The sequence below is a fragment of the Virgibacillus litoralis genome (assembly GCF_017873675.1).
In the GTDB taxonomy this organism is placed as follows: domain Bacteria; phylum Bacillota; class Bacilli; order Bacillales; family Amphibacillaceae; genus Lentibacillus; species Lentibacillus litoralis.
Genome location: NZ_JAGGKK010000011.1, coordinates 57,412 through 72,874 on the forward strand (window position 1 = coordinate 57,412; position 15,463 = coordinate 72,874).

A 15,463-nucleotide genomic window follows, 5' to 3' on the forward strand; every position below is an offset into this window, starting at 1 on the left:
AAAATTTTATTATTCAACAAGCTTGACTCCGGAGATTCCATAGTCTTCGCCTTCATCACTGAATTCGCCAGACCTGACATAATCGATAAAACGTCCACTAAGTTCAAAATGGTGAATCGATTCAATCCAAAAGGCAGCAAATCCAACAATCCTTACTTCTGAAGAACCAGATTCTGTATATTCCTCTACTATTGGAACTGTTACGACACGGCTGCATGTATTATCAGCTGTCTCATATGTTTGACAATGGTCTTTGTCTGCATCCTGTTCAATAAGTGTTTCAAAGGCATCATTTACTGGACCTACCATGGCTCCTGTTTCGGTTTCCACATATTCATAGCTTTCAGGATCATCTGGATCATAAACTTCAAAATCTGCTCCATTTAAAATCGCATCTGCGAGTGCCTGCGCCCCATTTCCGTCTATCCCAAGAAAACCAAAGTTCCCACCAACAGACGAATTCTCACCATTTCCAGGCTGAAAATTCATAACATATGGTGTTCCATCTGCAAACTCCCATTCATCTCCAAGTTCAACCCCAACAGGTGTTATTCCACCTCCACCTATTAACGTATTCATAATTTCCGCACGTGCCTTGGCCGCTACATCGGTCTGGTCGAAACCTAGTACTCTAGCAAAGGTGAGGTCTTTGTTAACCGTCTTATGTATTTCAATAAAGTTCTCACCAGTTGATACTTCACTGTCAATAACCGTAAAGCCATTATCTGCTGCAATGTCTATTGCGACTGCTCTGGCATTAGCCTCTGAAGTTGTTAAAACCTGTGCACCTCCAAGTACTGCAGCATCCAAAGATTTTTGCAGACGGCTTTTCTCAAGATACAGTCCTCCTGCATCTACTACAATTGCGCTAAACCCTATTAGGACAAACATTAATAGTGCAACTAAAATCATCGCAATTCCACTTTGTTCTTTGAAAAGTAATTTAAATTTTCGCTTCATTATTCCACCCTCATTACTGTTGTGTCTTTTAAATCAAACTCTTCTATAATTTGACCGATAACCGGCGTTAAAAAATCAATTGGATATGTAAGTGTAATGTTCACTTCACTTCCACTTGTTCGGTTTGCTTCGCCTCCTGGAGTAATCACAATCCCTAAATTGTCTTCATCAAGGCTACTAGTTGCATCGATAATTTTTGCTTCGATAACGCTGTCTGCAGAACCAATTGCTGCAGTTCGTGCTGCTTCTCGCCCTGCATGATCAAGTGTTAAATATGCATGAAATATCCTCCCAAAATCAGTTATCCCAAATACCAGGAGTAACAAGATTGGTAGTATTAATGCTGTTTCCACTAAAGATTGACCTTTTTGTGATTTCATAGATAACTCTCCATTATAAATGTCATAAGTGCGCCCAATGCGATAGGAATTGCGTATGGAATCGATACATTGTTTTGCGTATCATTGGAAATTTCCAGTGACCCTTTCGTGCTTTTTAAAAATAATAATGAGAAAAGCATGTTTTTCACTGTAAATACGAGCTTCTTACGTTTGATTAAAATGAATAAAGCGATGAGTCCTCCAAAGATGCCTGCGTATATTCCGGTATAAAGAACAAATAATGTTCCTTTCCATGCACCAACAGCTGCAAGCAGTTTTACATCACCTGCGCCAATACCTCCCATCATGCATGGAATGAATAATAACCCGATTCCTACTAAAAATCCTTGACCACTGAATAGAAAGCCGTCTAGGCCTGTTGTAATGAGGTGAAAAATAAGCGCAAGGATAATGGCTGGCATTGTTACTATGTTAAGAATTTTCCTGCTGCGAAGATCTGTTATGGTGGAGATAATTAGGATGAGGATGATTGCTAGATTTGTCATATGAGGTTCTCCTTTCTTTGAAAAATTAGCCCCGCCGTAGCAGGGCTAAAGTTCACATTATACTACTTACAAAATTGAGCTAAGTTTAGTTGTTATTCTAGTGAAAACTTCCTGCAATTGACCACCCATGGTTCCTAAGACTGCTATTACTGCAACTGCAATCAACCCTACCAACAATCCATATTCCGTTAATGCTTGCCCTTCTTCTTCCTTGAAAAGTCTGATAAAATGATTCATATAAAATTCCTCCTAAGTATTTTTGTTCTTTTTAAAGAACTTAAGTGAATTATATACAGAACGTTTTTATTTGCAAACCTTCAAATTAGTCTGTTTGAACTATATAAAGAACGATTTGCTTTGATTTTCGTTCTTTATCTCGTTTGTTCTTACAATTTCGTTATTTATTTAGAACAAATAATTCATTATAATGAACACAATAAAATAAGAGGAGTGGAAGCTTTGGAAATCAGTTTACCGTTTGAGATAAAGATAGCTGATAGTTATTGGGCAAGATTAAAAGGACTTCTATTCTATAAGAAACCTTTTACAGAAGAAGGACTTTTAATTACACGGTGCAAGTCCGTTCACATGTTTTTCATGCGGTTTCCAATCGATGTAGTATTTCTTGATCATTCAAACAAAGTAGTGAAAGCAATCCCGAATTTAAAACCATGGAAAGTAGTTCCGCCAGTATCTAATGCTGATTCAGCACTCGAGCTGCCTACTGGTACGATAGTGAAGAATCACATTACAGAAGGGGATATTATAAAGTTAAGTTCATGAACCACTACAGTCGACTTCTTAATAGTCGGCTCTTTTTTTTGCCTTTTCTGATCATCTCATGGTAAATTTCATGATTTTGGTAAAAATGAATGATATGATATGAAAAAGTGTTCGATGAAGGAGGAACAGCATAGTGGAGGAATTGGATTTACATCATATATTTTCGCTTGCTCTTATCCTGGTCATGATTGCAGCAGGGATTACCGCTATTGCCATGAAATTTAATAAACCGTATCCAATTGCGCTTGTCATTATCGGAGCAATCATTGGCTTGATTAACATCCCTGTTCTTGAGCCCTTAAAGGGTTTTATAACAGAAGGAGAAGTTTTTAATTTTGCTGTCATTACGCTGTTCTTGCCTGCTTTATTAGGTGAAGCAGCATTAAAGATTCCATTTTCACATCTTTACGATAATAAAAGGCCAATTATAATGCTCGCTTTTGGAGGAACCTTTTTATCTTTTATCGTTATCGGCTTTTCCTCCATCTGGCTGTTGCAATTTTCCATCCCAGCAGCCTTTGTGTTCGCGGCTGTTATGAGCGCTACGGACCCCGTCAGTGTTTTATCGATATTTAAAAACCTCGGTGTAAATAAACGACTTTCTACTATTATAGAAGGAGAAAGTTTATTCAACGACGGGTTAGCAGTAGTGCTATTCAACATTTCCGCCTTTTCGTTAATGACTTATGCTGGAATGGGGATCGAAGGTGTCGGTTTAGGTGCTTGGGAATTTGTAAAAGTTGTTGCCCTAGGCGTGATCATTGGTGGTGTATCTGGATATATCATTTCAAGGATTACAAGATATTTTGATGATTACCCATTAGAAATCATCTTCAGTATTGTTCTCTTTTATGGTGTTTTTTTACTGGCAGAGACCATTCATGCATCAGGGGTAATTGCTGTCGTTGTTGCTGCACTGATCTTAGGAAATTACGGAGCAAAAATTGGGATGAGCCCCACGACAAAATTGAATATCAATAACTTCTGGGATGTTGTAACATTGCTTGCAAACTCCCTGGTATTTTTAATGGTTGGACTCGAAATCACCATTATTGATGTAACAGATATGTGGGGACTAATCTTCCTCGCTATTATAATTGTCCTTGCCGGAAGAACTGTCGCTGTTTACGCGGGCTTGTTTTTCACTAAAACTGTCCCGTTATCATGGAAGCACACGTTGACTTGGGGTGGTTTAAAAGGTTCCCTATCAATTGCGCTTGTTCTCAGCCTGCCAAGAGATTTTGAGGGGCGTGAGGAGATATTAATATTAGCCTTTAGTGTGGTGTTATTTTCACTAGTCCTTCAGGGGCTTACGATACAGCCACTGCTAGCCTGGCTGGGTGTTGACAAAAAAGATGATGGCTATGATGAGTATGAAGCATTACTGGCACAGGCTTACCGTTATGAAAAAGGAATTGAGGAAGTTAAACGAGTTAAAAAGAACCTGCGGATAACAGATACTGTAACAGAAGAAATTATCGACGAGTACCAGGAAAATCTTGATACAGTACAGAGTAAAATTGAAAAACTCATCAAGAATCAACCTGAATTACGAGAGAAACAAATCAATACACTTGAGCGTCATTCCCTATACGCACAGCACGAAGCCGTTGAACGGCTAGCTAAGGAAGATATTATTTCCAGCGAAATTGCTGATCAGGTAGTTGAGCAAATCATGAATCAACTGGCAGAATTGGAAAGTGAACATTAATAGCTCATGCATTTGTGAGGAGTACAATCAATTGCGGAATGAGGATCCGGCAAATCTACGGTGCGGATCCTCGTTCCGTTATTTGAAGGAAAACCTGGCCCAAAGAGGATGAGATGAATCCTCGTTCCGTTATTTACCCAAAATCAACGAAAAATGAGGGTGTAAAGCACAAATAGCGGAATGAGGATTACATAACGTGCTCCAAACAGCCGATTTACAGGAAATAACGGAATGAGGATCCGCCAAATCAGTAAAACTGTTCTAGGCCCGCTAGTTGTACGAAGGCAATACGAAAGCGCACATTGCTTTAACTGGGAAAAGAGGAGTATTTGAAGGTAATATCGAATAATATATAGAGTTACCATATAAGGATGTGAGTTTATTGAAAAAATATGGCTTACCTGTACTTATCCTATTAATGAGTATACTCTATATATTTTTCTTTTCTGATCAAATTGTCTTCAAATTAATCCCTATGTGGCTGATTATTTGTTATGCCTATTTGCAATTCCCATCCAAAAGATCATTTACGCATTGGCTAGTCTTGATAGGTTTATTTTTCTGTATGCTTGGGGACGGATTATTAGGGAAATGGTTTGTTATCGGGCTGACCGCTTTTCTTATCGGTCACCTCTTTTATATGGCAGCTTTTTTTAGCTGCTGGAAATTCTCTAAAATCAGGTTTGGTACAATCATACTATTAATATTGTACGGCCTATTAATTGGCAAAGAGTTAGTAGACGGGCTTGTTACCCAGGGGAACGACGCCTTATTGGCACCTGTTCTGTTTTACATAATTATAATTTCCTTAATGGCGTGGGCCGCTATAATGACTAAGAATAAGTGGGCTATTATAGGCAGTATATTATTTGTTATCTCCGACTCGATTCTTGCTTGGAACATGTTTATTTCAGATATCACTTTTTCAGGATCGCTTATTATGACTACGTATTACGGAGCACAATTCCTGATTGCTCAAAGTATAGGCAACCTAAAAACTGACTTATAATGGACGGTTGAAACTACGTCATATAAGTCAGTCCTTTTTTACTTTAATTCTTTCGCTATGGCACGGCCTGCTTCTCGTCCGGTGAATAAGCACCCGCCTAAGAATGTTCCCTCAAGCGCACGGTAGCCATGCAGTCCACCGCCACCAAATCCAGAAACTTCGCCTGCCGCATAAAGACCAGGAATTGCTTCACCCAAGTTATTTAAAACGCTGCCAGATAGATCGGTTTGCAGTCCGCCTAACGTTTTACGACTAAGGATATTCAACCGAACAGCAATTAGTGGTCCGTTTTTCTTATCCAATAATTTGTGCGGAGAAGCAACTCGAATTAATTTATCACCTAAGTATTTACGTGCCCCACGTATGGCTGTTATTTGCAGATCTTTGGTAAACTTATTATCCATTTCACGGTCACGTGCTTGAACTTGCCGTTTAATGTCCTCGATATCCAAGAGCTTATCACCTGTCAGTTTGTTCATGCCGACTACTAAATTATCAATATTATCAGCAACAATGAAGTCCTCACCCTTGTCCATAAATGCCTTCACCGGAGAGGTTGGACCAGGTAACACCCTGCTCAATACTTTTTTAATACTTTTCCCCGTCAAATCGGGATTCTGTTCCGACCCTGATAAAGCAAATTCACGCTCAATTATTTTCTGTGTCAAAATAAACCAGGAGTAACTGTATCCCGTCTTCTGTATAGTATCTAGTGTTCCAAGTGTATCAAAACCAGGAAAATTCGGTGCTGGCAATCTCTTACCTGTTGCATCCAGCCATAGTGATGAAGGTCCAGGCAGAATACGTATCCCATGTTTATTCCATACCGGGTTCCAATTTTTTATCCCTTCCGTGTAATGCCACATGCGATCGCGGTTAACTACTCTGCCACCAGCATCTTCTGTAATAGAAAGCATCCGCCCATCAACATGTGCTGGTACACCGGAAATCATATTTTCAGGTGGTTTGCCTAAGCGATCAGGCCAATTTTTTCGAACCAAATCGAAGTTGGCACCTATTCCGCCACTTGTTACAAGCACTGCTTTTGCACTATATTCAAAGTCGTCAATGATCTCACGTGAACTTTCCTCACCTCGCCCTGCAGAACTCGGAGCAAGAACAGCCCCTCCTGCGCCAATAATAGCACCATTATTCGTAACAAGTTTATCCACACGGTGACGTGGCATGTACTCTACAAGGCCGCGCTTCATGTGCTCGCGAACACGTCGCTCAAAAGGGTCTACAATTCCTGGGCCTGTTCCCCATACAATATGAAAGCGCGGCACCGAATTTCCATGCCCTTCAGCATCGTAACCACCACGTTCAGCCCAACCGACTACTGGGAAAAACTTTACACCCATTTCACGAAGCCATGCCCGTTTCTCGCCAGCAACAAAACCCATGTAAGCTTCTGCCCATTTTCTGCCCCAATAGTCTTCATCATCTTCTCTATCAAATCCTGCAGTCCCAAGCCAGTCCTGCCAGGCAAGTTCTTTGGAATCCTTCACACCCATTCGGCGCTGTTCTGGCGAATCAACTAAAAATAAACCACCAAACGACCACCAGGCCTGCCCTCCAAATGAAGCTTCAGGTTCCTGATCCAGCAATAGCACTTTTTTGCCAGCATCTGCTATCTCTGCAGTTGCTACTAAACCAGCAAGACCTGCTCCAACTACTATTACATCATATTCCACTAAAATACCTTCCTCTCGACATCTTATTGTCTTTAACATTATTTTAAATTTTTTAAAAAGTCAATGTTTTAAAGCGTGACTTTAAACCCGTTCCATTACACAAAATTAATTCTTATTACCCATATCAGAATTAGGCCTTATCGCCCTTTATTTGTCATAATCTGTTTATAATATTTACAATATTCAATTATGAATATATTATTAAATTGTTATTACAATTTTTTTACTATTTTAGCAAATTTGGAAGGAGGGTCATACTTAATTAATAGATTTATAGAAAATTACTAATTAAAAATACTTAGGAGGCTTTTTCATCGTATGAAGAAAAAGGGACTAATTCTCTCAACAACGTTAGCACTATCGCTGGGTCTTGGAACAGTTAGTGCTGACACAACAACTACAAACGATTTATCTACTAAAATCCAAACATCACAGGGATCTTCCTTTGATCCAGGAATGGCTAATGATGACAAGTTAATCAAGATGCTGAAAGAAAATGGAACCATTGCTAAAGATGCATCTGCAACTGAAGCTCAGAAGGCATTACAAAAATACTTAAAGAATAAAGCAAAAGGTGCTAATAACACGAAAGATGAACTACCAGCTGGTCTTAAAGCCAATATGAAAGATTCAGAGAATAATAACAACAATCCTCTGACAAATGGAAAAGGTAACAAATTAGGACAAGCTAAACAGGGTGACGTTGATTCTGTCGAAGAAGAAAGCTATAACGGAGAAGTTCGGGAAGACAAGGTTCTAGTACTTGCAATTGACTTTCCTGATTATGAAAAGAGTTCAATTACACCAGAGGAAACGGATATGTGGTATGAGAATTACCCAACGCAGCATTTCCAGGACATGATCTTTGGTGATAATGGATATGAAGGTCCTAATGGGGAAAACTTCACTTCTATGAAACAATATTATGAGCAACAATCAGGCGGGAGCTACACTGTAGAAGGTAATGTAGCGGGCTGGTATACAGCTGAACATCCTGCTGCTTACTATGGTGGAAACGTTCCAGCTCCTGATGGCAGTGATGCTCGTCCTCGTGAGTTAGTTTATGAGGCACTTGAGAAGGCTGCTCAGGATGAAAGCATTGATTTAAGTGAATATGATGTTTGGGATCGCGCTGATTATGATGGTGATGGCGTTAAAGCTGAGCCAGATGGGATTATTGACCATCTAATGGTTATCCATGCTGGTGTTGGTGAAGAAGCTGGCGGCGGTTCACTTGGTGGCGATGCAATCTGGTCTCACCGCTGGAACCTTGGGCAGTTAACTGCAGTTCCTGGTGCTACATCTGACAGCGATCGCTTCGGCGGTCTACTAGGTGCCTATGATTACACAATCGAACCTGAAGATGGTGCTGCTGGGGTATTTGCCCATGAATATGGACATGACCTAGGCTTACCCGATGAATATGACACTGTGTACAGTGGAGCTGGTGAAGCTGTAGCATATTGGTCACTTATGGCAAGCGGTAGCTGGGCCGGGGATGTACCTGGAACAGAACCTCCCGGAATGAGTCCATTCGCGAAAGAAATGCTGCAAGCCAATCATGGTGGCAACTGGTTAAGCGGATCTACACTTCATTCAGACGAAGTCACATCCGAAGGTACTAGTGCCCTTCTAGATGAGGCTGTAACAAAAGGTACCAACAATGATACAGTTCGCGTCGACCTGCCAAAAAAATTAAATGTGTTGAACACACCTGCAGAAGGTGAGTTTGAATATTATGGTGGCAAAGGTAATGAAGTTGACCATAAGATGACAACAACAGTTGACTTAACAGGGGCAACAAATGCAACGCTCGATTTCGATGCTTGGTATAACATTGAGCAGGATTGGGATTATGCAATGGTTCAGGTATCAACTGATGGTGGTGAAACTTGGGAATCACTTTCAAGTGATCGAACTAGCTCAACACTAGCTGAAGGTGGATATCCTGCAATAGAAGCAAACCTTCCTGGTTACACTGGTTCAAGTGACGGTTGGGTTCATGAAACAATCGATATAAGCCAGTATGCTGGACAGGAAATACAGCTTCAATTCCGTTCCATGTCAGACTGGGCTACAAATCTCGATGGGTTCTTTACTGACAATGTGGCAGTGACAGCAGACGGAAGTGAAGTATTCTCTGATGGTGCTGAAGCAGAACCTAAATTTGATTTAAATGGATTTGTTAAGCATGATGGTCAGTATAAAACAGATCATTATTACTTGCTTGAGTGGAGATCACACAATGGTGTGGATGAAGGACTAGCAAACATCCGCCGTGGAGCTAGCCTAATGAGCTATGACCAAGGTTTAGTTGTATGGTATGTCGATGAATCATATGATAACAACTGGACTGGTAATCACCCAGGTGATGGCTTCCTAGGTGTTGTTGATGCGGACCAACATGCTACTTACTGGAGCGATGGGGCAGTTGGAGCTACCCGTTATCAATTAAATGATGCAGCATTCAGTTTAGACAAAAGCAGTAAAATGTTCTTAGATTACACTGACCTATTAGGTGTTACGATGACGGATAATTACACAAAACGCACACCATTATTCGATGACAGTGCAGACTGGAGCAACCCTGGTCTTGTTGACGCTGGACGTAATGTTCCAGAATACGGGTTGAAATTCCGTGTAACTGGTCAAAGTGATGATGGTACTGTTGGTAAAGTATTAATTTCTAAATAAACACTACTTTATCCTACCTTTAGACTCTAAAGGTAGGATTTTTTATGCAGTTAAGAAACCAACATAGCTGCCAAATGCGCAGCCACTATCTATTTTGAAAATGACTTTTCATAAAGTAAATTTGAGTTTTGCGGACACCAGAGACCTTATTTGATAGAAATCCACTAAAATGATGGTGTTCACGGACACCAGGGACCTTATTTGGCACAAATACCCTAATACAACCATTATATAGGTGAAATAAGGGCTTCTGTGTCCGGATAATTTCGAGAAGGTCACTTTCCTATTAAAGTAGCGTCTCCTGTGTCCGCTAAAATCAAATTAGAAAGGGTATTTTCATACAAAAGCATAAATCCTTTCTTACTGCATAAGTGCAACTAAGACTTGGTGATAAGCCAAGTTTTCTAATGCCTTACTGAAAAATATCCTGAATCAACCACCCTACCTTGTCGATTTACAGTACAATAAATCAGATCCCTGGGGTGAATCTTCATATATTATCACTTCTTTTGTCATAACATGTTTTTAATATTTACAATATTCAATAATCTCTATATCATTAATATGTTCTATGATTATTTTCTATTTTTCACAGTAAGGGGGGCGTCTAATATAAGCGATTTATAGGCTGAATAGAATCAAAATATACTTTAGGAGGCGTTTCATGATTAAGAAAAAGGGACTAATACTTACAACAACATTAGCACTATCGTTAGGTTTTGGTACAGTAAGTGCTGGAACAGTATCAACAGTAAATTATGGCTCTGATTTATCTACTAAACTTGTATCACAAGGATCAACCTTTGATGCCGGAATAGCTAATGATGAGAAATTAATAGAAATGCTTAAGAAGAACGGTACCCTAGCGAATGATGCTTCACCTGCTGAAGCTCAAAAGGCTTTGAAAAAATATTTACAAGCAAAAGCTAACAGCGCCGGTAAAACACAAGATGAACTCCCAAATGGTCTTGATGCTAAAATCAAGGACTCACAAAACGAAAACAACAATTCACTTACTAACGGGAAGGGAAATAAATTAGGACAAGCCAAGAAAAACAATGTAGACTCTGTTGAGGAAGAAAGCTATAACGGTGAAGTTCGTGAAGACAAGGTTTTAGTACTTGCAATTGATTTTCCAGACTACGAGAAAAGCTCCATCACACCAGAGGAAACGGATATGTGGTATGAGAATTATCCAAAACAGCATTTCCAGGACATGATCTTTGGAGAAAATGGTTATGAAGGACCAAACGGGGAAAATCTAGTCTCCATGAAACAATATTATGAAGCACAATCTGGTGGAAGTTACACTGTTGATGGTACAGTTGCAGGCTGGTATACAGCTGAACATCCAGCAGCCTACTATGGAAACAATATAGATGGTTCTGCAGCTCAATTAGTGTATGAGGCGCTTACGAAAGCTGGAGCAGACAACAGTATCGATTTAAGCGAATACGATGTTTGGGATCGTGAAGATTATGATGGTGATGGTGTTAAAGCTGAGCCAGATGGGATTATTGACCATTTAATGGTTATCCATGCTGGTGTGGGTGAAGAAGCAGGTGGTGGATCACTAGGCGAGGATGCAATATGGTCTCACCGTTCATCACTTGGCTTAGTTGCAGTCCCTGGTGCTTCATCTGACAGCGATCGATTTGGTGGTCTATTAGGTGCCGATGATTACACCATTGAACCAGAAGACGGAGCAGCTGGCGTTTTCGCCCATGAATACGGCCATGACCTAGGTCTCCCTGATGAATATGACACCATATACAGTGGTGCAGGTGAAGCTGTTTCTTACTGGTCACTTATGGCAGGTGGAAGCTGGGCAGGAGATATTCCTGGAACAGAGCCTCCTGGAATCAGTCCATTTTCCAGACAAATGTTACAAACCTTACATGGTGGCAATTGGTTAAGTGGAACAACACTTGACGAATCAATTGTAACAAGTGAAGGTACTTCTGTTCTTCTTGATGAGGCAGTAACAAAAGGAATAAACAATGACGCAGTACGTGTTGATTTACCAGATAAATTAAATGAATTAAACACACCTAAAACTGGTGACTTTGAGTACTATGGTGGCCGAGGTGATGAAGTTGACCACAAAATGGTAAGAACTGTGGACTTAACTGGAGCATCAGACGCAACACTTGATTTTGATACGTGGTATGATATCGAGACAGATTGGGATTATGCAATGGTTCAGGTTTCAACAGATGATGGTGAAACTTGGGAATCACTTTCAAGTGATCGCACAAGTTCTACACTAGCTTCAGGCGGATATCCAGCAATTGAAGAAAACTTGCCAGGTTACACTGGTTCAAGTGATGGATGGGTCCATGAATCAATTGACTTAAGCCAATATGCTGGTCAGGAAATTAAATTGCAATTCCGTTCTATGTCTGACTGGGCTACTAACATGACTGGGTTCTTTACAGACAATGTAACTGTGACTGCAGATGGTAACGAAGTCTTCTTTGATGGTGCAGAAGCAGATCCATCATTTACGTTAGACGGCTTTGAGAAGCATGATGGTACGTATACAACAAATCAATACTACTTACTGGAATGGAGATCACACAACGGGGTGGATGAAGGTCTTGCAAATATCCGTCGCGGAGCTAGTTTGATGAGCTTTGATCAAGGATTAGTTGTATGGTATGTAGATGAGTCATACAACAATAACTGGACCGGCACACATCCTGGTGAAGGATTCCTAGGTGTAGTTGATGCGGATCAACATACAAATTACTGGAGTGATGGAGTAGTTGGATCCACTCGCTATCAATTAAATGATGCAGCATTCAGTTTAGAAAAAAGCAGTAAAATGTTCTTGGATTACACCGACCTATTAGGTGTTACGATGAAAGATAATTTCACAAAACGCACACCATTGTTCGATGACAGTGCTGACTGGAGCAACCCAGGTCTCGTAGACGCTGGACGTAAAGTTCCGGAATACGGATTGAAATTCCGTGTAACTGGGCAAAGTGACGATGGGACTGTTGGTCAGGTAATGATCTCTAAGTAAACATATGTTAAGCCTGCCTTTAGCAAAACTAAAGGCAGGCTTTTTATTTTCTGCAAATAGCTAACCCCAACGGGAATTTTTCCGTCACTTTAAAGTCTTCCGGCTTGATTAATGCACCTTTTTGAAAATAGAATTCCTTGGTTGTATACTCCGGAAACAAATTTCTAAATTCATCAATCCTCAACTGATGGATGTGAAATGGTGAACCACATGCAACACCACGCCCTTCACCAAAAGGGGTTGATAAGATAAGCGTGCCCCCTGGCTTCAGCATTTGGTAAATATTAGCTAAAAATTGGCTTTCTTCCTCTACATGTTCAATTGTTTCAAAGCTGAGAATACAGTCAAATTGCCCTAATTTGTCTGGTACTGTTGAATCTGTCACATCACCTTCTATAAAAGTGGATAATGGATGATAAAAAGTACCCTGTGCGTATTTCACTGCTTCAGGATCAATATCGACTCCCACAACTTCATTTACTTTATCCTTACATTTCTTTGCGATGATATGTGTTCCATAACCAGCGCCACTTGCAAAGTCCAATACACGTCCATGAACAAACTCACTGGCAAAATGATATCTTGCCACATGTTCAATTAACAACTCGTTAGTTATTTTCATCTTTTCGGGAATAACGCGTTCTCCTGTATCCTTTAACATCATATTCACCGCTTAATTATATTTTATACAATTTATTTTGTCATAACATTTACCGTTACATCGCTTTCAACTTGTCCTTATGAGGTTTTCTTGCTGTTATTGCACAGATTAGCCCAATAAATGGAAAGGTCAATGAAGCAAGTAAAACAGGTGTATAGTTGTGAAACAAATCAAATCCTGCCCCAAACGGCAGTGGTCCTAAAGATGATCCAAGTACAACCATTGTCATTCCAACACCATTTATACTGCCAATATATTTCCTGCCAAAAAAATCCGGCCAGACAACATTCATTCCAATCCGCTCAATACCATTTGCTATACCCCAAATTGCACCGAATAAAATCGCCATTAGCAGATTATTTGTGATCAGAAGTAATAACATAAAAATCATTTCAATTACAAAGACACTTGCTAACAAATAATTCGTCTGTATTTTTTCGGTGATAAATCCTGAAACCAGCGACATCGGAAGACCAACAATAGCCATTAAACTTAACACCATTGCAGCAACACCTGGAGAGAGCCCATTCGAATCAAATATGGAAATAATATGAAACGTGATGCCTGTATTAATCATGGATGGAATGCTGACACTAACCAGAATGCCCCAAAAAGCCCATGTACGCATCGCTTCTTTTAATGTCCAATCCTCTTCCGATTCAGGTAGTGTTGTTCCGATAACTGGTTCTTGGTTCTCGTCCTTATCCTCATTTGTTCCGTCTGGCTCCAGACCCATTACTTCTGGACGATTGCGAACCCCAAACAGAGCAATTGGAACGAATATGACAAGCAACGACACTCCCCAGAATCTCCATGCAAACTGCCAATCCCATGTTTGAATGAGCCAGGAATTAATAATTGGCAGCAGCATCGCACTAATGAAACTGCCCATCGTCATAAAACTGAATGCCCGGCCTCTCTTTTTAACAAACCATTGGGCCACAAGGGTATTGGGAATAAGTGACATTGTACCTTGACCCAATAAACGAACCATAAAGAAACCAATCGCAAGCATAAACATGTTCGTAACTGCACTGTTAAAAAAACAAGCCAATGCAAAGACAATTCCAACTGTTACCATCATGAACCGCTGGCCAAATCGATCAATAAACCGACCAACAAACATCATTGTTAATCCAGCGACAAGTGTGGCTGATGAGTATAGGCCGGAAACCTCCGTTCGAGACCAGCCAAAATCATTTATGTATTGGTCAATAAATAGTGAGATGGAATATGTTTGACCTGGCCCTGAAAAAAAGATTCCCAGCCCACCAATAAATACAATAAACCAGCCATAATAAAATTTTTGAAAAAATTTACCTAACAAAGTTGCACCTCCATGTCCGAACGCCGAAGCTCATTTCAAATCTAGGCTAAATTTTACGTCAAAACAAATGCAAATACAAACTTTAAAATGGTTATTTCATCCTCGTATATTCCCTTTCCCAAAGTAAAAAATAAGTTTAAGCAATTCAGAAAGGAGACTATCATGGACAGTAATCGGGCACAGGAAATTATTGATTCACTTGCAATGATAAACGTAAAATACCATGGAATACCGGTCTATATAAAAGGAATAAACGAAGATAGCGAAACAGCAACTGTTTTCCCGCTTGATGAAATGGACCATGAACAACAAGTTGATTTAGATGGCTTATTTGATGAAGGTCCATAAGAAAGGAGTTAGTTAACAATGAACAGACAACGAGCAGAAGAAATAGCACAATCAGCTAATATGAAAAACGTTACCTATAACGGAAAACAAGTCTACATTCAGTATGTTAGTGATCAGAATGAAACAGCTCGAGTTTTCGCTCTGGATGACACAGAAAATGAATTTGATGCCCAGCTTGCACAACTCAACGAAAAGTCAGGAGGATAAATAGATGGATGACACACATGAGTTTGTGAAAAAGTTTAATGAAACAAAGAAAAAGGATAGACAAAACAAGAAACAACAAGGCCGAGGCGATCCAGCGGATAAACTGCCTAACAAACGGAACTAGACATTAAAAACCCTCCATTTGCTTTAAT

15 protein-coding genes are annotated in these 15,463 nt (G+C 40.0%); 8 read left to right on the forward strand and 7 right to left on the reverse strand.

The annotated features are described in order from the left end of the window. Nucleotides 1–9: 9 nt before the first annotated feature. The 4 genes from J2Z82_RS10765 to J2Z82_RS10780 all read right to left on the reverse strand — a co-directional run bounded on the left by J2Z82_RS10765 (nucleotide 10) and on the right by J2Z82_RS10780 (nucleotide 2,083). Nucleotides 10–960 (reverse strand): TadE/TadG family type IV pilus assembly protein, encoded by a 951-nt coding sequence (locus J2Z82_RS10765; RefSeq protein WP_209480796.1) that lies wholly within the window; start codon nucleotides 958–960, stop codon nucleotides 10–12. After that, on the reverse strand, nucleotides 960–1,340 hold the full coding sequence (locus J2Z82_RS10770) for a TadE/TadG family type IV pilus assembly protein (protein ID WP_209480797.1): 381 nt from the start codon (nucleotides 1,338–1,340) through the stop codon (nucleotides 960–962). The genes J2Z82_RS10765 and J2Z82_RS10770 overlap by 1 nt, the downstream gene beginning before the upstream one ends. Next, a complete protein-coding gene (locus tag J2Z82_RS10775) occupies nucleotides 1,337–1,846 on the reverse strand; it encodes an A24 family peptidase (RefSeq protein WP_209480798.1) in 510 nt (169 codons plus the stop codon). The genes J2Z82_RS10770 and J2Z82_RS10775 overlap by 4 nt, the downstream gene beginning before the upstream one ends. Before the next feature lie 66 nt (nucleotides 1,847–1,912). After that, on the reverse strand, nucleotides 1,913–2,083 hold the full coding sequence (locus tag J2Z82_RS10780; RefSeq protein ID WP_209480799.1) for a Flp family type IVb pilin: 171 nt from the start codon (nucleotides 2,081–2,083) through the stop codon (nucleotides 1,913–1,915). A gap of 213 nt (nucleotides 2,084–2,296) precedes the next feature. On the opposite strand from J2Z82_RS10780, the gene J2Z82_RS10785 reads away from it, so the two are divergent. The 3 genes from J2Z82_RS10785 (at nucleotide 2,297) to J2Z82_RS10795 (ending at nucleotide 5,349) form a co-directional block, all read left to right on the forward strand. After that, on the forward strand, nucleotides 2,297–2,629 hold the full coding sequence (locus J2Z82_RS10785) for a DUF192 domain-containing protein (RefSeq protein WP_209480800.1): 333 nt from the start codon (nucleotides 2,297–2,299) through the stop codon (nucleotides 2,627–2,629). Between the two features lie 133 nt (nucleotides 2,630–2,762). Beyond that, nucleotides 2,763–4,340 (forward strand): Na+/H+ antiporter, encoded by a 1,578-nt coding sequence (locus J2Z82_RS10790; RefSeq protein ID WP_209480801.1) that lies wholly within the window; start codon nucleotides 2,763–2,765, stop codon nucleotides 4,338–4,340. 373 nt (nucleotides 4,341–4,713) lie between these two features. After that, complete coding sequence (locus tag J2Z82_RS10795; RefSeq protein ID WP_342453625.1) at nucleotides 4,714–5,349, forward strand: lysoplasmalogenase; 636 nt, start codon at nucleotides 4,714–4,716, stop codon at nucleotides 5,347–5,349. A 38-nt stretch (nucleotides 5,350–5,387) separates the two neighbouring features. On the opposite strand, the gene J2Z82_RS10800 is transcribed toward J2Z82_RS10795, so the two are convergent. After that, the gene (locus J2Z82_RS10800) at nucleotides 5,388–7,043 is read right to left on the reverse strand and encodes an FAD-binding dehydrogenase (RefSeq protein WP_209480802.1); all 1,656 of its coding nucleotides are present in this window, start codon (nucleotides 7,041–7,043) and stop codon (nucleotides 5,388–5,390) included. A gap of 318 nt (nucleotides 7,044–7,361) precedes the next feature. Between J2Z82_RS10800 and J2Z82_RS10805 the strand changes: the two genes are divergently transcribed. Further along, complete coding sequence (locus J2Z82_RS10805; protein ID WP_209480803.1) at nucleotides 7,362–9,737, forward strand: immune inhibitor A domain-containing protein; 2,376 nt, start codon at nucleotides 7,362–7,364, stop codon at nucleotides 9,735–9,737. A gap of 664 nt (nucleotides 9,738–10,401) precedes the next feature. Beyond that, on the forward strand, nucleotides 10,402–12,768 hold the full coding sequence (locus J2Z82_RS10810; protein WP_209480804.1) for an immune inhibitor A domain-containing protein: 2,367 nt from the start codon (nucleotides 10,402–10,404) through the stop codon (nucleotides 12,766–12,768). Nucleotides 12,769–12,811: 43 nt separating this feature from the next. Here the strand turns inward: J2Z82_RS10810 and J2Z82_RS10815 are convergent, their stop codons facing one another. After that, nucleotides 12,812–13,429, reverse strand: a complete 618-nt coding sequence (locus J2Z82_RS10815; protein WP_209480805.1) for a class I SAM-dependent methyltransferase — start codon at nucleotides 13,427–13,429, stop codon at nucleotides 12,812–12,814. Nucleotides 13,430–13,484: 55 nt separating this feature from the next. Further along, the gene (locus tag J2Z82_RS10820) at nucleotides 13,485–14,756 is read right to left on the reverse strand and encodes an MFS transporter (RefSeq protein ID WP_209480806.1); all 1,272 of its coding nucleotides are present in this window, start codon (nucleotides 14,754–14,756) and stop codon (nucleotides 13,485–13,487) included. Nucleotides 14,757–14,918: 162 nt separating this feature from the next. Here J2Z82_RS10820 and J2Z82_RS10825 point away from each other — a divergent pair, with 162 nt between their 5' ends. The 3 genes from J2Z82_RS10825 to J2Z82_RS10835 are packed head-to-tail and all read left to right on the forward strand — an operon-like array spanning nucleotide 14,919 to nucleotide 15,435. Then, a complete protein-coding gene (locus tag J2Z82_RS10825; protein ID WP_209480807.1) occupies nucleotides 14,919–15,104 on the forward strand; it encodes an H-type small acid-soluble spore protein in 186 nt (61 codons plus the stop codon). Between the two features lie 18 nt (nucleotides 15,105–15,122). Then, nucleotides 15,123–15,311, forward strand: a complete 189-nt coding sequence (locus tag J2Z82_RS10830) for an H-type small acid-soluble spore protein (protein ID WP_209480808.1) — start codon at nucleotides 15,123–15,125, stop codon at nucleotides 15,309–15,311. 4 nt (nucleotides 15,312–15,315) lie between these two features. Then, nucleotides 15,316–15,435: a DUF4023 domain-containing protein gene (locus J2Z82_RS10835; RefSeq protein WP_209480809.1), complete on the forward strand. Its 120-nt coding sequence runs from the start codon at nucleotides 15,316–15,318 to the stop codon at nucleotides 15,433–15,435. The last annotated feature ends 28 nt before the right edge of the window (nucleotides 15,436–15,463 follow it).